Raw genomic sequence first — 20,243 nt, 5'->3', positions numbered from 1 at the left:
AGGGGTACCGCATTCGGAGCATGGGTCGATCTCGCCTACACTCGTGGGCGTGCCACGTGGTGACGGTCGACTCAGTCATGATCTGCTCCCCGGCGAGAAAGGCCCCCAGGACGCTTGCGGCGTCTTCGGTGTCTGGGCTCCCGGCGAAGAGGTCGCCAAACTCACTTACTTCGGGCTTTACGCCCTCCAACACAGGGGCCAGGAGTCCGCGGGAATCGCGGTCAGCAATGGTTCCCAGATCCTCGTCTTCAAGGACATGGGCCTCGTGTCCCAGGTCTTTGACGAGACCTCCCTCGGTTCGCTCCAGGGTCATATCGCGGTCGGTCACGCCCGCTATTCGACGACCGGCGCCTCGGTGTGGGAGAACGCACAGCCGACGTTCCGCGCCACGGCGCACGGCTCGATCGCGCTCGGCCACAACGGCAACCTGGTCAACACGGCCCACCTCGCCGAGATGGTCGCCGATCTGCCCCAGGACCACAGCAGCCGCTCGGTCAAGGTCGCCGCGACCAATGACACCGACCTGGTCACCGCGCTCCTCGCGGGCCAGCAGGACGACGACGGCAAGCCGCTGACCATAGAAGAGGCCGCCGCGAAGGTCCTGCCCGAGGTCCGTGGCGCCTTCTCGCTCGTCTTCATGGACGAGTCCACGCTGTACGCGGCCCGCGACCCGCAGGGCATCCGCCCGCTGGTACTCGGCCGCCTCGAGCGCGGCTGGGTCGTGGCCTCCGAGTCCGCGGCCCTCGACATCTGCGGCGCCGCGTACGTCCGCGAGGTCGAGCCCGGCGAGATGATCGCCATCGACGAGAACGGCCTGCGCACCTCACGTTTCGCCGAGGCCAAGCCGAAGGGCTGCGTCTTCGAGTACGTGTACCTCGCGCGTCCCGACACCGACATCGCCGGCCGCAACGTGTACCTCTCCCGCGTGGAGATGGGCCGCAAGCTCGCCAAGGAGTACCCGGTCGAGGCCGACCTGGTGATAGCGACACCGGAGTCCGGCACGCCCGCCGCCATCGGTTACGCCGAGGCCAGCGGCATCCCGTACGGCTCGGGCCTGGTGAAGAACGCCTACGTCGGCCGCACCTTCATCCAGCCCTCGCAGACGATCCGCCAGCTCGGTATCCGTCTCAAGCTCAATCCGCTCAAGGAAGTCATCAAGGGCAAGCGCCTGGTGGTCGTCGACGACTCGATCGTCCGCGGCAACACCCAGCGCGCGCTGGTCCGGATGCTCCGCGAGGCCGGCGCCGCCGAGGTGCACATCCGCATCTCGTCGCCGCCCGTGAAGTGGCCCTGCTTCTTCGGTATCGACTTCGCGACCCGCGCCGAGCTCATCGCCAACGGCATGACGGTCGACGAGATCGCCACGTCCCTCGGGGCCGACTCCCTCTCGTACATCTCCATCGACGGCATGATCGAGGCGACCACCATCGCCAAGCCGAATCTGTGCCGTGCCTGCTTCGACGGCGAATACCCGATGGAGCTTCCGGACCCCGAACTGCTCGGCAAGCAGCTTCTGGAGACGGAACTGGCGGCGGGCGCCGCCGCCACGGCAGCGACCGACGCGATCCGCCGGCCGTAAGCCACCTTCACCTCTCTCGACCGAAAGATCCCAGGCAATGTCTGCTGAGCCGCATCAGGGGACTCCGTCCCCGGGCACCCAGTCCGGTGCGTCCTACGCCTCCGCCGGCGTGGACATCGAGGCGGGCGACCGCGCCGTCGAGCTGATGAAGGAGTGGGTGAAGAAGACGCAGCGCCCCGAGACCACCGGTCTCGGCGGCCTCGGCGGGTTCGCCGGCCTCTTCGACGCCTCCGCGCTCAAGCGCTTCGACCGCCCGCTGCTCGCCTCGGCCACCGACGGCGTCGGCACCAAGGTCGACATCGCGCGGCAGCTCGGGGTCTACGACACCATCGGCCACGACCTCGTCGCGATGGTCATGGACGACATCGTGGTCTGCGGCGCCGAACCGCTCTTCATGACCGACTACATCTGCGTCGGCAAGGTCCACCCCGAGCGGGTCGCCGCCATCGTCAAGGGCATCGCCGAGGGCTGTGTCCTCGCGGGCTGCGCGCTCGTCGGCGGCGAGACCGCGGAGCACCCCGGTCTGCTCGGTCCCGACGACTTCGACGTCGCGGGCGCGGGTACGGGCGCCGTCGAGGCGGACCAGGTCCTGGGCGCGGAACGTATCCGTAAGGGGGACGCGGTCATCGCGATGGCGTCCTCCGGTCTTCACTCCAACGGGTATTCGCTCGTACGGCACGTCCTGTTCGACCGCGCCGGCATGCGCCTCGACCAGGAGGTGGCCGAACTCGGCCGCACCCTCGGCGAGGAGCTCCTTGAGCCGACGAAGATCTACTCCCTGGACTGCCTGGCGATGCTGCGCACCACCGAGGTGCACGCGTTCAGCCACGTCACGGGCGGCGGCCTCGCGGCCAACCTGGCCCGGGTGATCCCGTCCGGTCTGCACGCCACCGTGGACCGCTCCACCTGGACCCCCGACCCGGTCTTCGACCTGGTCGGCAAGGCGGGCTCGGTCGAGCGCCTGGAGCTGGAGAAGACGCTCAACATGGGCGTCGGCATGATCGCGATCGTTCCGGAGGAGTCCGCGGAGGTCGCCGTTCAGACGCTGGCGGACCGTGGGGTCGAGGCGTGGGTCGCGGGCGAGATCACGGACCGCGGCGACCGTACGGTGGGTGCCGAGATGGTCGGCGACTACAGCGCCTGACCTTTGCGCAAGGGCGCCCGCTCCTCACGAGGAGCGGGCGCCGTTGTGTGTGCCCGGCGGACAAGACCTGTGCTGCCGCCACAAAATGAACGCAGCACAGAACCCGGTCCGGCAGACTTCGCCGGACCGGGTTCTGTTATCGCCTTACGAGGTCAAGCGCCGCGGCGCTGAGACGACGGCGGATCGGACTCTTCGTCCTCATCCTCGTCGTCGTTGTACAGATCCGCGTACTGGGCGTACGGGTCGTCTTCCTCGTCATCCTCGAACGGCTCGCCATTAGGCGGCTGCTGCGAAGTCGAAGCGCCCAGCTCGTTGGCCAGACGCGACAGGTCAGTCCCGCCGCTGCTGTACTTCAGCTGGCGGGCGACCTTCGTCTGCTTGGCCTTTGCCCGGCCGCGCCCCATGGCTCGACCCCCTTGGATATGGGGCGCACTGGCCCCAGAGTCTTGACACGCGTTCATGATCAGGAACGGACTCTCCGTGGAGAGACCGTGCCGTAGGGCTTCAACGGTACCTGCTTCGGCGCCCATACGGTACGCCGCCCACAGGACGCGCCTGCTGCGAGGACCTGCGAAGAGCCCCGTCCCCGCTGGTCAGCCCCGATTTTAACCTGTTCTTGGCGTGCGACCCGCCGACGAGCGTGAGCCTTGTCTCCCCGATGACATGGACGGGTCCCGAACAAAAGGCGTCCAGGACCCGCCCAAACGCATGAATTCAGGCCGTACGCCTGGCCGCCCGCGCCTCTGCCATCCGCTGCTCCGCGATCCGGTCCGCCGCCGCGGCCGGCGGGATGCCGTCCGCCTTGGCGCGGTCGAAGATGGCCAGCGTCGTGTCGTAGATCTTCGAGGCCTTGGCCTTGCAGCGGTCGAAGTCGAAACCGTGCAGCTCATCGGCGACCTGGATCACGCCGCCGGCGTTCACCACGTAGTCGGGGGCATAGAGGATGCCGCGGTCCGCGAGGTCCTTCTCCACGCCCGGGTGCTCGAGCTGGTTGTTGGCCGCACCGCAGACGATCTTCGCGGTGAGCATCGGCACGGTGACGTCGTTGAGGGCGCCGCCCAGCGCACAAGGGGCGTAGATGTCGAGGCCCTCGGCGCGGATCAGCTCGTCGGTGTCGGCGGCCGAGGTCACAAGGCCCGGGTGCTTGTCCAGAATCCGCTGTACGGATTCCTCGCGGACGTCCGTGATGACGATCTCGGCACCTTCGGAGACCAGGTGCTCCACGAGATGGTGGCCGACCTTGCCGACGCCGGCGACACCGACCTTGCGGCCGCGCAGCGACGGGTCGCCCCACAGGTGCTGGGCGCTGGCGCGCATGCCCTGGTAGACGCCGAAGGCGGTGAGCACGGAGGAGTCGCCCGCGCCGCCGTTCTCGGGGGAGCGGCCGGTGGTCCAGCGGCATTCGCGCGCGACCACGTCCATGTCGGCGACGTACGTACCGACATCGCAGGCCGTCACATAGCGGCCGCCGAGGGAGGCGACGAAACGGCCGTAGGCGAGCAGCAGTTCCTCGCTCTTGATCTTCTCGGGGTCCCCGATGATCACGGCCTTGCCGCCGCCGTGGTCGAGTCCGGCCATGGCGTTCTTGTACGACATCCCGCGCGCGAGGTTCAGCGCGTCGGCGACGGCCTCGGCCTCGCTCGCGTACGGGTAGAAACGGGTGCCGCCGAGGGCGGGGCCCAGAGCGGTGGAGTGGAGGGCGATGACGGCCTTGAGGCCGCTCACTCGGTCCTGGCAGAGCACTACCTGCTCATGGCCGCCCTGGTCGGAGTGGAACAGGGTGTGCAGCACGTCGGCAGGGGCGCCGGTCACTTCGGTCACGGTGGTGACTCCCATGGATATTGCGGCGGTTGGAGCGGCTTCCTGTGGGTGGGGAGGCCGTTGGACAGCAGATTAAGACCTGTCGGGCCCGCCCAGCACCGGAGTGCCGCGGATCACTCTCTCGTGAAGGAGGGCCGTGGGACGATTCGGAACAAGTTCCGAGGGTCCTCGGCGGGTTTCCGAGGCGACCCGCAGGGGAGGGAGCAGGCGTGGCCAAGGCTTCGGCGGTGTGTGTCCCCTACGCGTCCTATCTGCGCGTGTACGAGCCGCTGGCCGCGTTTCCCGAGCCCGAGCGCACCCACTGGGTGCGGTACGCGGAGCGCGAGGAGCGCCCCTCGTACCAGGACGAACTCCGCCGCTCGCTGAGGGACTTGGTGCCCACCCCGCCCGTCCCGGTCCCGGTCCACGAGAGCAGTGACGCCTTCGTCGCGTACGTGGACGGGGTGCTGTGCGTATGCCCCTGGCGCACCCGGCTGCGCGGCTGGCAGGCGCTCGGTGCACTGGACGAGCAGCTGCCGAAGCCCGTACTGGACGCGGTCCTGCCGCCCGTGCTGCGCCGGCAGACGGCCTCCGACTACGAGTCCTGGCTCGAGCGCAACCCCGACGCCCGCCCCTGGATCCGCTCCGCCACCTGGCATGTCCCGCTGAGCTGGTTCGTCCTCTTCACCGACGAGGAGCGGTTGTACGAGGAGAAGCCGGCGCCCGAGGAGGAGGCGGGCGCGGGCGACGGTGCGCCCCTGCTGCGCTACCGCACACCGATGGTGCAGGCCCGTCGACGGGTCGCGCGGGCGTTGAAGACGCTGCGCGACACCCTCGAGGAGGGGCCGCTGATCGACGGTCTGATGGATGTCGGGCGGTGGCTCGAAGAGTTCCATCCGCGTTCCCTCGTCGAGCTGGACTACGGCGGGCTCGTGCACACCCTGCCCTCCGATCACCTCGACGAGGACCACTCGGCCGCGGATGTCGCGGAGGGGATCGCAGCGCTCCGTCAGGGCGACGGCGAGCGGGCCGGTGTCGCGTATGCACGACTTATGGAACGGTGGCGGACGGTTCGCGCGATGCAGTTCGCAAGCTGACCAAATCGGTACATCTCGCAAACTCTCGGGTCTTTTGCGCATCTCGCTTGGGGCTATGGTCGGAGGACTGCGAGGACGTAGGTCCCGATCCGGGCCATTGGGTCAAGCGTGACGGACCGCACTTACATCACCCTTGCATCCTTCCCCTTGCTCCATGCCAAAATAGGACAAGGAGTCCGGGGAGGGCTCCATCCGCCCAACTGGGGGCGGAACGCTCGGCATTGCACTCTGATTGGGGGGCCTGATGACTTCTGATCACGCTGTGACTGATCGTCACAATGGCGTGACTGTCCGCTATGGCATGGTCCATCGGCTTCCGTCGTTGATGGACACCTGAGAGGGCAATTCCATCGGTTTGGCCGACGCGGCTGGACGGATGGTGTAGTTGTAGTGCCGAGGACAAGCCGTTCGTCCTATAACCGACTCGACCCGTGTCCGCCATATCGGGCAACGCGGGTCAAGGTGCAGAATTTAAAGGAAAGAACCGAGAAGGTTCGGTTCTCCCGAGGAGGCCGCTCATGACCGCTCGCACCCCTGATGCCGAGCCGCTGCTGACCCCGGCTGAGGTCGCCACGATGTTCCGCGTCGACCCGAAGACGGTCACGCGCTGGGCGAAGGCCGGCAAGCTCACGTCCATCCGCACGCTGGGTGGGCACCGTCGTTACCGCGAGGCTGAGGTCCGCGCACTGCTTGCGGGCATTCCGCAGCAGCGCAGCGAGGCCTGAACCACCCCTTAGCTCCGCATAAGGGCTGTTCCGGGTCCCCCAACTCGGTATCTGCCCGCATATAGCTCCATACGACACCGGGTCCCCGCCCCAACGGGAGCCCTGCCCAAGACTTTCGGGTGCGTCGTCGATCGCGCTGGACTCCGCCGGGTCCAGCGCGATCTTTTTTGTGCGCTCGGAGCCCTGCTCGACGCCCTGTCCGGGCGGTTGCTGAGCGGCCTTGTTCGACTCTGCTCAGGCTTGGTGCGTGCCCCTCGGTACCCTCCACGAGGCGGTGCAATTGCACATATTAAATCGACCTGTTGTAGGAGGGGTGTAAGTTCCGGCTTTCCCAAAACCCGTTCGGTGACACCCGTCACAGGTCAGACCGCTTGTGGCATATGACGTGACTGCGGTAGGGAGCCGGGAGGAACATCCGTGACCCGGCATCAGCTTCCCACCGGGCACGGGTGCCCGGAATCGGCTTTGGTCATCCCTTGACGGGACTTTCGTCCTCGGGGGCCTCCTGGCCCTCCCGAGGCTCCTGCCCTTCCGGCTGCATCGCGAGCCTCAGGAGCCGGTGGCAGATCGCGCAGTGCCGGGTGAGATGGCGATAGCCGGTCGCGGCCGAGAGATGGGCACGCAGGAGCGCTCGGGTCTCATGCCGCGCGGATGCCGCCATGCGCCACCTCCTGGCGTACGAGGAGTTCCTGCCTCCCTGTTGAAGTACCGGGGGCCGGCGCGGGCGTCAAGACGGCCTCGGCCGCGTGCGGCCGGTCCAGGACAAGCGGGGCGGTCCCGGGCGTGCGGCGCCGGCTCAGGCGTGCGGCACCGGCCCGGAGGTCCGGAACAACCGGCCCGGATACGCAGAAGGCCCGCACCGAACGGTGCGGGCCTTCTTTACTGCGGTCCTGACGGGATTTGAACCCGCGGCCTCCACCTTGACAGGGTGGCGAGCACTCCAAACTGCTCCACAGGACCAGGTTTCGCGGCGCTTATTTCTGCGTTGCGCTGCGAGAAGAGACTGTACAGCAGTGCAGGCCCGCCGGTCGAACTCACTTATCGCGACGGGATCGTCACAGCCCAGGCCGCCTACGGGGCCGCCGCGTCCACCGCCTTCACGATGCGTTTGTCGGAGATCGGATACGCGGTGCCGAGGGCGTGCGCGAAGTAGCTGACGCGCAGTTCCTCGATCATCCAGCGGATCTCCAGGACCTCCTGCGGCACGGGCCGCCCCTGCGGCAACTGCTCCAGGAGCCAGGCGTACTCGTCCTGCATCTCGTGCACCTTCTCCATGCGCGAGGTGTCCCGCTGCACGGAGGTGGGCATCTGCTGCAGCCGGCGGTCGGCCGCGACGAGATAGCGCATCACGTCGGGAAGGCGCCGCAGCCCGGTCGCCGTCACGAAGCCCGGCTTCACGAGGGCGTCCAACTGCTTCCGTACGTCCTGGAGGTTGGGCAGCAGCGCCGCGCTCCTCGTGGACTTCAGACGGCGCTCACAGGCCTGCCATGCGGCGAGCACCTGCTGCACCTGGCCGACCGTGTGCACGGTGGCGTCCACGATGTCGGCGCGGACCTTCTCGTACAGCTTCCGGTAGGACTCCTCGTCCCAGGCCGGGCCGCCGAAGCCGTCGATCAGCCGGTCCGCGGCGGCCGTCACGCAGTCGTCGACGAGCGCCTGGATCGAGCCGTGCGGGCTGGCGGAGAGCGTGAGCTTCTGCTGGTTCGTCAGCTTGCCGGAGGCGAACTTCGAGACGTTGACCGGGATGTTGAGGAGGATCAGGCGGCGGGTGCCCTTCCACATGGCCGCCTGCTGTTCGGCCTCGGTGTCGAAGAGCCGTACGTCCACGGCGGAGCCCGCGTCGACGAGCGCCGGGTACGCCTTGACCGGCTGGCCCGCGCGCCGGGTCTCGAAGACCTTCGTGAGCGTGCCGATCGTCCAGTCCGTCAGACCGGACCGCTCGATGGCCTCGCCGCCGGAGCGTTCGGCCGTCGCCGCGGCCGCCTTGGAGATGGCCTGCCGTGCCTTCGGCTTGAGCTGGAGCCGCAGCGCCTCCAGATCCTTGGCCTCGGCGAGCTTCTTGCGGCGCTCGTCGACGATCCGGAACGTGATCTTCAAGTGGTCCGGTACGCGGGTGAGATCGAAGTCCTCGGCCGTGACCGGGACGCCCACCATTGCCTTCAGCTCACGGGCCAATGTGACCGGAAGCGGCTCCTGAAGCGGGGTCGCCCGCTCCAGGAAGGCCTTCGCGTAGTTCGGCGCCGGTACGTAATGGCGGCGGATCGGCTTGGGGAGCGACCTGATCAGCTCGGTGACCACGTCCTCCCGCAGCCCCGGGATCTGCCAGTCGAAGCCCTCGTCGGTGACCTGGTTGAGGACCTGCAGCGGGATGTGGACGGTCACGCCGTCCGCGTCCGCGCCCGGCTCGAACTGGTACGTCACCCGGAACTTCAGCTGCCCCTGCCGCCAGGAGTCCGGATAGTCGTCCTTGGTGACGGCCTCCGCGGACTCGCGGATCAGCATCGAGCGCTCGAAATCGAGCAGCTCGGGCTCCTCGCGCTTCTTCTGCTTCCACCAGGAGTCGAAGTGAGCGCCGGAGACGACGTGCTCGGGCACGCGCTCGTCGTAGAAGTCGAAGAGGGTGTCGTCGTCGACCATGATGTCGCGGCGCCGGGCCCGGTGCTCCAGCTCCTCGACCTCGGTGAGCAGCCGTCGGTTGTCGGCGAAGAACTTGTGGTGCGTACGCCAGTCGCCCTCGACCAGGGCGTTGCGGATGAACAGCTCGCGGCTGACCTCCGCGTCGATCCGCCCGTAGTTCACCTTGCGCTCGGTGACGATCGGGACGCCGTAGAGCGTCACCTTCTCGTACGCCATCACCGCGGCCTGGTCCTTCTCCCAGTGCGGCTCGGAGTAGGTGCGCTTGACCAGGTGCTCGGCGAGCGGCTCGATCCACTCGGGCTCGATCTTCGCGTTGACCCGCGCCCACAGGCGCGAGGTCTCCACCAGTTCGGCGGACATCACGAAGCGCGGGGCCTTCTTGAAGAGCGCCGAACCCGGGAAGATCGCGAACTTGGCGCTGCGGGCGCCCAGATACTCGTTCTTCGCGCCGTCCTTCACATCCTTCATCCCGATATGGGAGAGAAGGCCCGCGAGGAGCGAGACGTGGACCTGCTGGTCGGCGGCGGGAGCGTCCTCGTCGGAGAGATGGATACCCATCTGCTTGGCGACGGTGCGCAGCTGCGTATAGATGTCCTGCCACTCGCGGATGCGCAGGAAGTTCAGATACTCCTGCTTGCACATGCGGCGGAACGAGCTGGAGCCGCGCTCCTTCTGCTGCTCGCGCACATAGCGCCACAGATTCAGATACGCGAGGAAGTCGGACGTCTCGTCCTTGAACCGCGCGTGCTGCTGGTCCGCCTGCGTCTGCTTCTCGGCCGGGCGCTCGCGCGGGTCCTGGATGGACAGGGCGGCCGCGATCACCATGACCTCGCGTACGCACCCGTTCTTGTCGGCCTCCACGACCATGCGGGCAAGACGCGGGTCGACCGGCAGCTGGGCGAGCTTGCGGCCCATCGGCGTAAGGCGCTTGCGGACGTCCTTCTGCGTGGGGTCCAACGCGTGCAGTTCCTGCAGGAGTTGGACGCCGTCGCGGATGTTGCGGTGGTCCGGCGGGTCGATGAAGGGGAACTTCTCGATGTCGCCGAGGCCGGCCGCGGTCATCTGCAGGATGACGGAGGCCAGGTTCGTACGGAGGATCTCGGCGTCCGTGAACTCCGGGCGGGACTCGAAGTCCTCCTCCGAGTACAGCCGGATGCAGATGCCGTCCGACGTACGGCCGCAGCGGCCCTTGCGCTGATTCGCGCTCGCCTGGGAGATCGCCTCGATGGGGAGCCGCTGGACCTTGGTGCGATGGCTGTAGCGCGAGATACGGGCGGTGCCCGGATCGATCACGTACTTGATGCCGGGGACGGTGAGGGAGGTCTCCGCGACATTCGTGGCGAGGACGATCCTGCGGCCCGTATGCGGCTGGAAGACCCGGTGCTGCTCGGCGTGCGACAGGCGCGCGTAGAGGGGGAGGACCTCCGTGAACTTGTACTTCTTCTTCTCCAGCGCGTCCGCCGTATCGCGGATCTCGCGCTCACCGGAGAGGAAGACGAGGATGTCGCCCTTGCCCTCGCCCTGGAGCTCCTCCACGGCGTCGCAGATCGCGGTGATCTGGTCGCGGTCGGAATCTTCGCTGTCGTCTTCGAGGAGCGGGCGGTAGCGGACCTCGACCGGATACGTACGCCCCGAGACCTCGACGATCGGGGCGTCGCCGAAGTGCCGGGAGAACCGCTCCGGGTCGATGGTCGCCGAGGTGATGACGACCTTCAGATCCGGGCGCTTGGGCAGCAGCTGGGCGAGATAGCCGAGCAGGAAGTCGATGTTGAGGGACCGCTCGTGGGCCTCGTCGATGATGATCGTGTCGTACGCGCGCAGCTCGCGGTCCGTCTGGATCTCGGCGAGCAGGATGCCGTCCGTCATCAGCTTCACGTACGTGGAGTTGCTGACCTGGTCCGTGAAGCGGACCTTCCAGCCGACGACCTCGCCGAGCGGGGTGTTCAGCTCCTCGGCCACGCGCTCGGCGACCGTACGGGCGGCGATGCGCCTCGGCTGCGTATGGCCGATCATGCCGCGGGCGCCGCGGCCGAGCTCCATGCAGATCTTCGGGATCTGCGTCGTCTTTCCGGAGCCGGTCTCGCCCGCGACGATCACCACCTGGTGATCGCGGATCGCGGCGGCGATCTCGTCCTTCTTCTGGCTGACCGGCAGCTGCTCGGGATACGTGATCGCCGGCAGCGCGGCCCGCCGCTCCCGTATGCGGGCAGCCGACTTCTCGGCCTCGCCGGCGATCTCGTCGAGCACCGCCTGACGCGCCTCGGGCTTGCGGATACGGCGGGCCCCCTCGAGCCGGCGGCCGAGGCGGTGGGCGTCGCGGAGCGAACTCTCGCCGAGGAGGGCTGCGAGATCGTCGAAGGAAGTAGACATACGGACTCCAGGATCTCACCCGGGCCTCGGCGGTGGCGAACGCATTTCTGTCCCCTGTGTCCCCCACCTCCGTCCCTCTGTGTCCCCCACCTCCGTCCCCCTGCCTGTGCCCCTGCGTCCCCCGCATCCGCCCCTTGTGTCCCGGTAACAGCCCCCTGTGTCCCGTAGGGCACACTGGTCCCCATGCCCGCCGCCCCCGCCCGCCGCCTCTTCGCGGTGCCGTTGCTCGTGGGCGTGCTGCTCGCCGTGGTGGGGGTGCTCTGCGGGGCCTCCGCCGCCGCCCCGGCGTCTTCTTCCTCTTTTTCATCCTCTTCGTCCTACGGGGCTTCGGCCGCCGTCACCGTCGTGGACGACGCGCTGCCCGGCTGCGGCGAGAGCGACCCGGCCGAGCGCGGGTCCCAGCCGGCCGCGCCCTCGCGCGGTACCGGCGCGCAGGAACTGCTCGCCGGCCAGGCCGCCGCACCGGCCGGCCTCGCCGACTGCGGCGCTTTCGTGGGTGTCACCCCCGAGCGCGGCCCGCCGCCGGGTGACCCGCCCACTCCCGTCACTCTCTCCGTGCTGCGCGTGTAGCCCGCACCGCGCGCTACTTCGCCTTGCCCGTACGACCTTCCTGCGCGCACCCGGCTTCCGAACGCCTTGCCGCAGGGCCGTCGCCCTTGCCGCAGCCTTCCCTCACGGAGAACTCCATGTCCAACTCCACAGCGCCTTCTCAGCAGCCCCCCGCCCGTGACCCCAAGAAGCGGGGTCTGGCCATCGGTGCCGGTGTGGTCGCCGCCGCGCTGCTCTTCGGCTGGTTCTCGTACTCGGCGACCAAGCCCGAGTCGGCCTCCGGCCCCTCCGGTTCGGACGCGGTGGCCGACGTGTCCACACCCGAGTCCGCTCCCGAGCAGAACGACACGTACACGCAACTGGCGAAGCTCGCGCGGCGCGACGCGAAGGACCCGCTCGCACAGGGGCGTGCCGACGCACCCGTCGTGATGATCGAGTACGCGGACTTCAAGTGCGGCTTCTGCGGCAAGTTCGCGCGGGACACCGAGCCGGACCTTGTGAAGAAGTACGTGGACGCGGGGAAGCTGCGGATCGAGTGGCGCAACTTCCCGATCTTCGGCGAGGAGTCGGAGGCGGCGGCGCGGGGCGCCTGGGCGGCCGGGCAGCAGGGCCGCTTCTGGGAGTTCCACGCGGCGGCGTACGCGGAGGGCGCGAAGGAGAAGGGGTTCGCTGCGGACCGTCTGAAGGCCCTGGCCGAGCAGGCGGGCGTCAAGGACGTGGACCGTTTCGTACGGGATGTGGCGAGCGACGAGGCCCGCAAGGCCGTGACCCGGGACCAGCAGGAGGCCTACGGACTGGGGGCGGCCTCGACGCCGTCCTTCCTCGTCAACGGCCGCCCGATCGCGGGCGCGCAGCCCGCCGAGACCTTCACGCAGGCGATCGACGAGGCGCTCGCCGCTGCCGACCGGGACCCCAAGTGACGGCGGACATCGGCTACTTGGCCGCCTTCCTCGGCGGCCTCCTCGCGCTCCTGAGCCCGTGCAGCGCGCTGCTCCTGCCCGCCTTCTTCGCGTACACGATCGACAGCACCGGCCGGCTCCTGGCCCGCACGGGCATCTTCTACCTGGGCCTGGCGACCACCTTGGTACCGCTGGGCGCGGCGGGCTCCTTCGCGGGCCGCTTCTTCTACGGCAACCGCGATCTGCTCGTACAGCTCGGCGGCTGGCTGATCATCGCGCTCGGCGTGCTGCAGATCCTGGGCCTCGGCTTCGCCTCCCGCCGTATGGCGGAGCTTTCCGGCCGGATCCGGCCCACCTCCGCGCTCTCCGTGTACGCGCTCGGCGCGGTCTACGGACTCGCGGGCTTCTGCGCGGGCCCGATCCTGGGCAGCGTGCTCACGGTGGCGGCCCTCGGCGGCAATCCGGCGTACGGCGGTGCGCTGCTCGCCGTGTACGCCCTGGGCATGGCGGCCCCGCTCTTCGTCCTGGCCCTGCTGTGGGACCGCTTCTCGCTCGGCCGGCGGCGCTGGCTTCGCGGCCGTGAACTCCGCCTCGGCCGCCTGTCGTTGCACACCACCTCGCTGGCCTCGGGCCTCTTCTTCATCCTCCTCGGCACCCTGTTCCTCGCCTTCGACGGCACGACAGCACTGCCCGGACTCCTCTCCGTGGACTCCTCGTTCACGGTCGAGCAGTGGGCCCGCCGCGTGGGCGACGCGGTGCCGGACTGGGCCGTCCTCGCGGGCGTGGTGGCCGCGGTCGGGACCTTCTTCGGCGTACGGGAGTGGCGCCGACGGCTCCGTACCGCGGAGCCGGCCGCCGTGGAGGGGCCGTGATGCAGGCCGCAGCGCCGAGGGCGTGACGTGGCTAGGGTGCCTGGGTGGCACAGCTGATGTACGCGATACGCACCGCACCCGCCCTGCCCGTCCCGGCGCCGGAGGTCGTCCGCCGGCGTCCGGGCCGGGACGCGTTCTTCGACAATGCGAAGTACCTGGCCATCGTGCTGGTCGCGATGGGACACGCATGGGAGCCACTGCCCGGCAGCGGACGGATCGTGGAGGCGGTCTACACGCTGGTGTACGCCGTGCACATGCCGGTGTTCATCATGATCGCCGGCTATTTCTCCCGCACCTTCGACGGCAGTACGGCCAAGGTGCAGCGGCTCCTCGGCGGGGTGCTGGTTCCGTATGTGGTCTTCGAAGTGGCGTACACGCTCTTCCAACGGCAGCTGCGGCAGCCCGACTTCCCGCTCTCCCTGGCCGATCCGTACTGGATCCTGTGGTTCCTGCCCGCGCTGTTCCTGTGGCGCCTGTCCGTACCGGTGTGGCGCGCGGTGCGGTGGCCGCTCCCGCTCGCTCTGCTGGTCGCGGCGGTGGCGTCGGTGGCGGGCGGGATCGGTGACGATCTGGACCTGGGGCGGGTCCTGCAGTACTTGCCGTACTTCGTGCTCGGTCTGTGCCTGCGGCCCGAGCACATCGCACGGGTGCGGGACCGGCGCGTGCGTATCGCGGCGGTCCCCGTGGTCGCGATGGCTCTGCTCGTGGCCTACTGGGCGGTGCCGCGCATGAACACATCCTGGTTCTTCCACCGCTACAACGCGCAGGACTTGGGCATGGCCGCCTGGACAGGACCGGTCATGACGTTCGCGTTGTTCGCCGCAGCCCTCGTGCTCGGCGTGTGCTTCCTGGCGTGGACCCCGGGGCGCCGTATGTGGTTCACCACGCTCGGCGCCGGCACGCTCTACGGCTATCTCCTGCACGGCTTCGTGATCCGGGGTGCGTCCTATCTCGGCTGGTACGACCACGAGTTCCTGGCGACCCCGGCGGGCCGGGTCGCGGTCTCCCTCGCGGCGGCCGCCGTGGTGACCCTGCTGTGCACCCGCCCGGTGCGTACGGTGCTGCGCCCCGTCGTCGAGCCGAGCCTGGACCGGCTGGTCCGACGGGCGCGCTGAGTACGGGTGTTGGCGGCGCCGGTGCGGACGGCGACCGCGCGGGAGGCAACGACAAGGCCCCTCCGAGAACCTCGGAGGGGCCTTGTTCCCTTTTCAGGGGCGGTGGCTGGGGCCGGGATCGAACCGGCGACCTATCGCTTTTCAGGCGATCGCTCGTACCAACTGAGCTACCCAGCCACGAGGTTTGGAAAAAACCTCAGCGGTCCTGACGGGATTTGAACCCGCGGCCTCCACCTTGACAGGGTGGCGAGCACTCCAAACTGCTCCACAGGACCATGCTGTTGCGCGACTCAAGTGTCGCACAGGGTGGTGCGTGCCCCCAACGGGATTCGAACCCGTGCTACCGCCTTGAAAGGGCGGCGTCCTAGGCCGCTAGACGATGAGGGCTATCGGCCCGCCTGGGCGCCACTCGGTGAATGAACACTGCGCAGCGCGTCGGGGACGTGAGAAGCATATGGGATGGGGGGAGGTATCGCCAAAACGGTTTACGGACCCCGGCTCGAGCGCGTGGGAGGCCCCGTCGGGGAGGGGGTCGCGCCAGGGGTGTTCTCCTCCGGGAGATGGCGGCTGACCTCGGCTTTCGTCAGCCCCAGACCGCCGAGTCGGATCTCGTCCCAGGCCTGGAGGTGCTTGGTCTCGCGGTCCAGGTAGAGGACGGAGGCCTCGATGGGGTCGGGGTCGTCCCCCTCGTCGACCTCGACCGCGCGCAGACCGCTGCCGCCCGTGGACCCTTCGATACGGAGCCGGGTGCCCCGGTCCATGACCTCCATCTCCTGGTGGTGCACGTGCCCGGCCAGGACGAGCGGGACCGCGCCGTCGGTCTGGCGGGCCGCCACCGGGTTGTGGGCGACCGCGATGTCGACGGGGGTGCCGCGGGAGCGCTGTGCCCACAGCGCCGAGGCCAGGGTGGACCCGGCGATCTCCTCCGCCGGATCCCCCTCGGCGGCCACGGAGCGGTCCGGGGTGTACTGCGGATCGCCCATGCCGGCGATGCGCAGCCCCGCGACGTCGGCCGCTTCGCCGTCGTCGAGGACGTGGACGTTCTTCAGGCCCTCCAGATACGCCTGGGTGGCTTGTGAATCGTGGTTGCCGCGGACCCAGACGTACGGGGCGCCGAGGTCCTGGACCGGGTCGAGGAAGGGGTTCTCGGCGGGGCTGCCGTGGTCCATGGTGTCGCCGGAGTCGACGATCAGATCGATGTCGTACTGCTCGACGAGGGAGCCGATGATCTGCCACGCCGCGGGGTTGAGGTGGATGTCGGAGACGTGCAGGAGGCGGATGGTGGTGGGGTCGGCCGCGTACTGCGGGAGCGTGGAGGCGGCGTCGTACAGCCTGGTGACATTGGTGACCAGGCGCGCCAACTCCTTCTGGTAGACGTCGAATTCGGTGACGATGCTGCGCGCGTTGCCGACGAGGGAGGGGGCCGAGGCGAGCAGGCCGTCGAACTTCGGCTCCAGGACCGACTTGGGGTTCCAGGTGGCGAAGGCCGAGAGCCCGGAGGCCGCGAGCAGCGCGAGGGCCGTGCCGCCGGCCGCGAGGGCGCGGCGCGGGGTGCGGAAGACGGCGAGGCCGAGCACGGTGGCGCCGGACACCACCGCGATGCAGGAGCGAAGGGCCAGGTCGCGGGTGCCGGAGGTGACGTCGGCGGTGACCTCGTCCTGTAGTCCGGAGAAGCGCTCGGGGTGGTCGACCAGGGCCTGGGCGCGGTCCGGGTCGAGGCGGTCGACGTCGACGTCGAGCCGGATGGGGGCGCGGTGCGACTCGAGCCGCAGGGAGCCGAGCGGCGAGATATTGATCTTCGTGCCGCCGCTGACGGAGGGTCGCAGCGTCATCTTGGTGTCCATCGGACCCACGGGGGTGCGGACACTGCCCACGATCAGGAGCCCGAGCCACGCGCCGAGCAGCACCACGGCCACCATGCCGAGCGCGCGGGCGTAGGGATGCGGGGGGTGGACCAGTTCGGGGACGGGGTGCGGGTGGCGTGCGCGGTAATGGCGTACGAGTGCGCGAGGTGTGTTCCGTACGCGCGCCGCACGACACAGGAAGGGGGTTGTCGTGCGGCGCACGCGTGCTGCTGCGTGGCGTAGGCGGGCTATGGCGGCGTACGGGTCGCGGGCCATTGGGCCCGTATGCCCGGATGGGTACGGGGTTATGCCCGGGTCTGGGTACGGGGTTCGCCCCGCCCAGGGATGCCGAGGTCAGCCCCAGCCCAGCTCGTGCAGCCGCTCGTCCTCGATGCCGAAGTGGTGGGCGATCTCGTGGACCACCGTCACCGCGACCTCGTGGACGACGTCCTCGGAGGTCTCGCAGTAGCGCAGGGTCGGGCCCATGTAGATGGAGATACGGTCCGGCAGCACGCCGGCGTACCACTCGCCGCGGTCGGTGAGCGGGGTGCCCTCGTAGAGGCCGAGCAGTTCGGGGTCGTCGGCGGGGGGTTCGTCCTCCACGAACACCGCGACGTTGTCCATGACCCGGGTCAATTCCGGCGGAATCTGGTCGAGCGCCTCGCTCACCAGCTCTTCGAAGGCTTCACGCGTCATCTCCAGCACATCGCCATTGTCCGCGAGGCGGCCGGTTTTCGTCGGGCCGTCGGTTGGGCCGGTTTCTGATCGGCGGGTGATGGTTTGTGGCGGGGTCGGTTCGGCCGTGGTGCCGCATGTCCGCAACAGAGCGGACCTGGTGCCACACCTGTCGCATCCGTGTCTTCTTACGCCGTACGGGAGTTGGGCACGGCGATCCCTGTCGCCGTGCCCCGGAGGTGCCGCCGTGCGCCAGCCGCCCTTTCCCGACCGCCCGCCATACGGCCGTTCGCTGCGGTGGGCCGCCGTGCTGCTCGCGGTCGCAGCGAGTGCGGGATGCGTGAGCCTCGGGGGCGACGGGGACAAGCCCGCGCCGGGACCCTCCTCCTCGCAGCAGGGCGACGGAACCGGGCCCGACGGGGGTGCGGTGGTCTCCGGCGGCGCGCGCGGCGGGCAGCCCGCGGCGAAGAACGGGGCGAGCCCGAGCGCGTCCGGCTCCGATACGCCCAGCGCGTCCCCCTCGGGCGCCGTCGAGCCGTCCGCGGGCCCGGCCGACCCGGATCCGACGCCGACGCGGACCCGCACGAAGGAGCCGAGGCCCAGCCCGTCCCAGGAGCCCCCCGAGCCGGAGCCCTCGCCGACCCCGACGCCGAGTGAGGAGCCGTCGCCGCAGCCCTCGGATTCGGCGGGAGCGCACCAGACGCAGCTGTCCCAGGAAGAGCGGTACGAGGAGATCCAGGAGCGGGAGCCTTCGCCTCGCCGGGGCCCTGCCTGAGTGGTCCGGGACGCCCCTGACCTGCGTAAAGGGCCTGGGTGCAGTTGCCCCGAAGGGGGCCGGTTTGCCTTTTGGTGCGGGGGGTGCGTACAGTGGTAGATCGTTTGATCCCATTTGCCCGGCGCCGCAGAGAAGAGCGCCGTGAGGCGCGTACTCTCCCTTGCCGTGACTGGACCGCATTGAGGCGGTCGAATTGTGACTTCACGGAGTTATGGGCGCGTGCCGAGACTCCGAGAGGTTTCAGTTTCGCATGTCCACTTTCAGTACCGATCACTCCGTCATGCCCGCGTCCGTTGAGGACGAGGCGGTCCTCGAGACCGTCGTAGAGGCCGACGAGACCCCCGAGACCCCCGAGGTCACCTTCGCCGACCTGGGTCTGCCCGAGGGCGTCGTGCGCAAGCTCGCGCAGAACGGTGTGACCACCCCCTTCCCGATCCAGGCCGCGACCATCCCGGACGCCCTGGCCGGCAAGGACATCCTCGGCCGTGGCCGTACCGGCTCCGGCAAGACCCTGTCCTTCGGACTTCCGCTGCTCGCCCGTCTGACCGAGGGCCGCACCGAGAAGCACAAGCCGCGCGGTGTGATCCTCACGCCGACCCGTGAGCTCGCCATGCAGGTGGCCGACGCGCTCCAGCCGTACGGCGACGTCCTCGGCCTGAAGATGAAGGTCGTCTGCGGCGGAACGTCCATGGGCAACCAGATCTACGCGCTCGAGCGCGGCGTCGACATCCTCGTCGCCACCCCGGGCCGGCTGCGCGACCTCATCAACCGTGGCGCCTGCTCGCTCGAGAACATCGAGGTCGCCGTCCTCGACGAGGCCGACCAGATGGCCGACCTGGGCTTCCTGCCCGAGGTCACCGAGCTGCTCGACCAGGTGCCGGCCGGCGGCCAGCGGATGCTGTTCTCGGCCACGATGGAGAACGAGATCTCCACGCTGGTCAAGCGCTACCTGAACAACCCGGTGACGCACGAGGTCGACAGCGCCCAGGGCAACGTCACGACCATGACGCACCACATCCTCATCGTGAAGCCGCGCGACAAGGCTCCGGTCACCGCCGCGATCGCCGCGCGCAAGGGCCGCACGATCATCTTCGTCCGCACCCAGCTGGGCGCCGACCGTATCGCCGAGCAGCTGTGCGACGCCGGTGTGAAGGCCGACGCGCTGCACGGCGGCATGACGCAGGGCGCTCGTACCCGCGTCCTCGAGGACTTCAAGAAGGGCTACGTCAACGCCCTGGTCGCCACCGACGTCGCCGCCCGCGGCATCCACGTCGACGGCATCGACCTGGTCCTGAACGTGGACCCGGCCGGCGACCACAAGGACTACCTGCACCGCTCGGGCCGTACCGCCCGTGCCGGCCGCAGCGGCACCGTCGTCTCGCTCTCGCTGCCGCACCAGCGCCGCCAGATCTTCCGTCTCATGGAGGACGCCGGCGTCGACGCCACGCGTCACATCGTGGGCGGCGCCGGCGCGTTCGACCCGGAGGTCGCCGAGATCACCGGTGCGCGTTCGCTGACCGAGGTCCAGGCCGACTCCGCGGACAAGGCCGCTCAGCAGGCCGAGCGCGACGTCACCTCGCTGACCAAGGAGCTGGAGCGCGCGCAGCGTCGCGCCACCGAGCTGCGCGAGGAGGCCGACCGCCTCACCGCGCGTGCGGCCCGTGAGCGCGGCGACGACCCGGACGAGGCCATCGCCGAGCGTGCGGCCGAGGCCGTCGTCGAGGAAGCGGCCGCGGCCGTGGCCGAGGTGCCGGAGCAGCCGGTGACCGAGGAGCGTCCCGCCGCTTCCTACTCGGACCAGCGTCCGCAGCGCCGCGACGAGCGGGGCAACTACGAGCGCCGTGACCGCTCCGAGCGTTCCTTCGAGCGTCGTGACAACGACCGTGGCGGCTTCAACCGTGACAGCCGTGACAACCGCGGCGGTGGCTTCAACCGCGACAACCGCGGTGGCGGCTTCAACCGTGACCGTGACAACGACCGTGGCGGCTTCCGCCGTGACGACCGTGGCGGCCGTTCCTTCGAGCGTCGTGACAACGACCGTGGCGGGTTCAACCGCGACAGCCGTGACAACCGCGGTGGCGGCTTCAACCGTGACCGTGACAACGACCGTGGCGGCTTCCGCCGTGACGACCGTGGCGGCCGTTCCTTCGAGCGTCGTGACA

At 69.3% G+C, this 20,243-nt stretch carries 16 protein-coding genes and 4 tRNA genes; 10 read left to right on the top strand and 10 right to left on the bottom strand.

Annotation, left to right across the window (positions count from 1 at the left end; translation table 11 throughout):
* Nucleotides 1–49: 49 nt before the first annotated feature.
* A complete protein-coding gene (gene purF / locus ABT367_RS13975) occupies nucleotides 50–1,579 on the top strand; it encodes an amidophosphoribosyltransferase (protein ID WP_199552533.1) in 1,530 nt (509 codons plus the stop codon).
* A 37-nt stretch (nucleotides 1,580–1,616) separates the two neighbouring features.
* Nucleotides 1,617–2,723, top strand: coding sequence for a phosphoribosylformylglycinamidine cyclo-ligase (purM, locus tag ABT367_RS13970; protein ID WP_352252942.1), 1,107 nt, complete (start codon nucleotides 1,617–1,619; stop codon nucleotides 2,721–2,723).
* A gap of 152 nt (nucleotides 2,724–2,875) precedes the next feature.
* Here the strand turns inward: purM and ABT367_RS13965 are convergent, their stop codons facing one another.
* Both ABT367_RS13965 and ABT367_RS13960 read right to left on the bottom strand, forming a co-directional pair.
* Nucleotides 2,876–3,127 carry a DUF3073 domain-containing protein gene (locus ABT367_RS13965; protein ID WP_187819520.1) on the bottom strand — a complete coding sequence of 84 codons (252 nt, stop codon included), beginning with the start codon at nucleotides 3,125–3,127 and terminating at the stop codon, nucleotides 2,876–2,878.
* A gap of 310 nt (nucleotides 3,128–3,437) precedes the next feature.
* Nucleotides 3,438–4,544: a Leu/Phe/Val dehydrogenase gene (locus tag ABT367_RS13960; protein WP_352252940.1), complete on the bottom strand. Its 1,107-nt coding sequence runs from the start codon at nucleotides 4,542–4,544 to the stop codon at nucleotides 3,438–3,440.
* A gap of 209 nt (nucleotides 4,545–4,753) precedes the next feature.
* Here ABT367_RS13960 and ABT367_RS13955 point away from each other — a divergent pair, with 209 nt between their 5' ends.
* Together ABT367_RS13955 and bldC are read left to right on the top strand one after the other, a co-directional pair.
* Nucleotides 4,754–5,620 carry a hypothetical protein gene (locus ABT367_RS13955; RefSeq protein ID WP_352252938.1) on the top strand — a complete coding sequence of 289 codons (867 nt, stop codon included), beginning with the start codon at nucleotides 4,754–4,756 and terminating at the stop codon, nucleotides 5,618–5,620.
* Between the two features lie 518 nt (nucleotides 5,621–6,138).
* On the top strand, nucleotides 6,139–6,345 hold the full coding sequence (gene bldC, locus ABT367_RS13950) for a developmental transcriptional regulator BldC (RefSeq protein WP_003949541.1): 207 nt from the start codon (nucleotides 6,139–6,141) through the stop codon (nucleotides 6,343–6,345).
* A 469-nt stretch (nucleotides 6,346–6,814) separates the two neighbouring features.
* On the opposite strand, the gene ABT367_RS13945 is transcribed toward bldC, so the two are convergent.
* The 3 genes from ABT367_RS13945 to hrpA form a co-directional block, all read right to left on the bottom strand.
* Nucleotides 6,815–7,006, bottom strand: a complete 192-nt coding sequence (locus tag ABT367_RS13945; protein ID WP_352252936.1) for a DUF6274 family protein — start codon at nucleotides 7,004–7,006, stop codon at nucleotides 6,815–6,817.
* 224 nt (nucleotides 7,007–7,230) lie between these two features.
* Nucleotides 7,231–7,305: transfer RNA gene (locus tag ABT367_RS13940), tRNA-Asp, on the bottom strand.
* A gap of 111 nt (nucleotides 7,306–7,416) precedes the next feature.
* Nucleotides 7,417–11,352, bottom strand: coding sequence for an ATP-dependent RNA helicase HrpA (hrpA, locus tag ABT367_RS13935; RefSeq protein ID WP_352252934.1), 3,936 nt, complete (start codon nucleotides 11,350–11,352; stop codon nucleotides 7,417–7,419).
* Nucleotides 11,353–11,535: 183 nt separating this feature from the next.
* Between hrpA and ABT367_RS13930 the strand changes: the two genes are divergently transcribed.
* The 4 genes from ABT367_RS13930 to ABT367_RS13915 all read left to right on the top strand — a co-directional run bounded on the left by ABT367_RS13930 (nucleotide 11,536) and on the right by ABT367_RS13915 (nucleotide 14,787).
* Nucleotides 11,536–11,922, top strand: a complete 387-nt coding sequence (locus ABT367_RS13930; RefSeq protein ID WP_352252932.1) for a hypothetical protein — start codon at nucleotides 11,536–11,538, stop codon at nucleotides 11,920–11,922.
* 116 nt (nucleotides 11,923–12,038) lie between these two features.
* On the top strand, nucleotides 12,039–12,821 hold the full coding sequence (locus tag ABT367_RS13925; protein ID WP_352252930.1) for a DsbA family protein: 783 nt from the start codon (nucleotides 12,039–12,041) through the stop codon (nucleotides 12,819–12,821).
* Nucleotides 12,818–13,672, top strand: coding sequence for a cytochrome c biogenesis CcdA family protein (locus ABT367_RS13920; RefSeq protein ID WP_352252928.1), 855 nt, complete (start codon nucleotides 12,818–12,820; stop codon nucleotides 13,670–13,672). Before ABT367_RS13925 ends, ABT367_RS13920 begins: the two co-directional genes overlap by 4 nt.
* A 56-nt stretch (nucleotides 13,673–13,728) precedes the next feature.
* The gene (locus tag ABT367_RS13915) at nucleotides 13,729–14,787 is read left to right on the top strand and encodes an acyltransferase family protein (protein WP_434975465.1); all 1,059 of its coding nucleotides are present in this window, start codon (nucleotides 13,729–13,731) and stop codon (nucleotides 14,785–14,787) included.
* A gap of 103 nt (nucleotides 14,788–14,890) precedes the next feature.
* Here the strand turns inward: ABT367_RS13915 and ABT367_RS13910 are convergent.
* The 5 genes from ABT367_RS13910 to ABT367_RS13890 all read right to left on the bottom strand — a co-directional run bounded on the left by ABT367_RS13910 (nucleotide 14,891) and on the right by ABT367_RS13890 (nucleotide 17,336).
* Nucleotides 14,891–14,964, bottom strand: a tRNA-Phe gene (locus ABT367_RS13910).
* 23 nt (nucleotides 14,965–14,987) lie between these two features.
* A tRNA-Asp gene (locus tag ABT367_RS13905) sits at nucleotides 14,988–15,062 on the bottom strand.
* 39 nt (nucleotides 15,063–15,101) lie between these two features.
* Nucleotides 15,102–15,174 (bottom strand) — tRNA-Glu (locus ABT367_RS13900).
* Nucleotides 15,175–15,272: 98 nt separating this feature from the next.
* Nucleotides 15,273–16,907 (bottom strand): metallophosphoesterase family protein, encoded by a 1,635-nt coding sequence (locus tag ABT367_RS13895; protein WP_352252925.1) that lies wholly within the window; start codon nucleotides 16,905–16,907, stop codon nucleotides 15,273–15,275.
* A gap of 78 nt (nucleotides 16,908–16,985) precedes the next feature.
* Nucleotides 16,986–17,336, bottom strand: a complete 351-nt coding sequence (locus tag ABT367_RS13890) for a metallopeptidase family protein (RefSeq protein ID WP_352252923.1) — start codon at nucleotides 17,334–17,336, stop codon at nucleotides 16,986–16,988.
* Nucleotides 17,337–17,553: 217 nt separating this feature from the next.
* Between ABT367_RS13890 and ABT367_RS13885 the strand changes: the two genes are divergently transcribed.
* Both ABT367_RS13885 and ABT367_RS13880 read left to right on the top strand, forming a co-directional pair.
* Nucleotides 17,554–18,081 carry a hypothetical protein gene (locus ABT367_RS13885; protein WP_352252921.1) on the top strand — a complete coding sequence of 176 codons (528 nt, stop codon included), beginning with the start codon at nucleotides 17,554–17,556 and terminating at the stop codon, nucleotides 18,079–18,081.
* A gap of 250 nt (nucleotides 18,082–18,331) precedes the next feature.
* Nucleotides 18,332–20,243, top strand: a 1,912-nt coding sequence (locus ABT367_RS13880) for a DEAD/DEAH box helicase (protein WP_352252919.1), incomplete at its 3' end; no start/stop codon positions are given.

This window comes from Streptomyces mesophilus, assembly GCF_040300965.1.
Classification (GTDB): domain Bacteria; phylum Actinomycetota; class Actinomycetes; order Streptomycetales; family Streptomycetaceae; genus Streptomyces; species Streptomyces mesophilus_A.
This window is presented reverse-complemented; position numbering and strand designations above follow the sequence as displayed.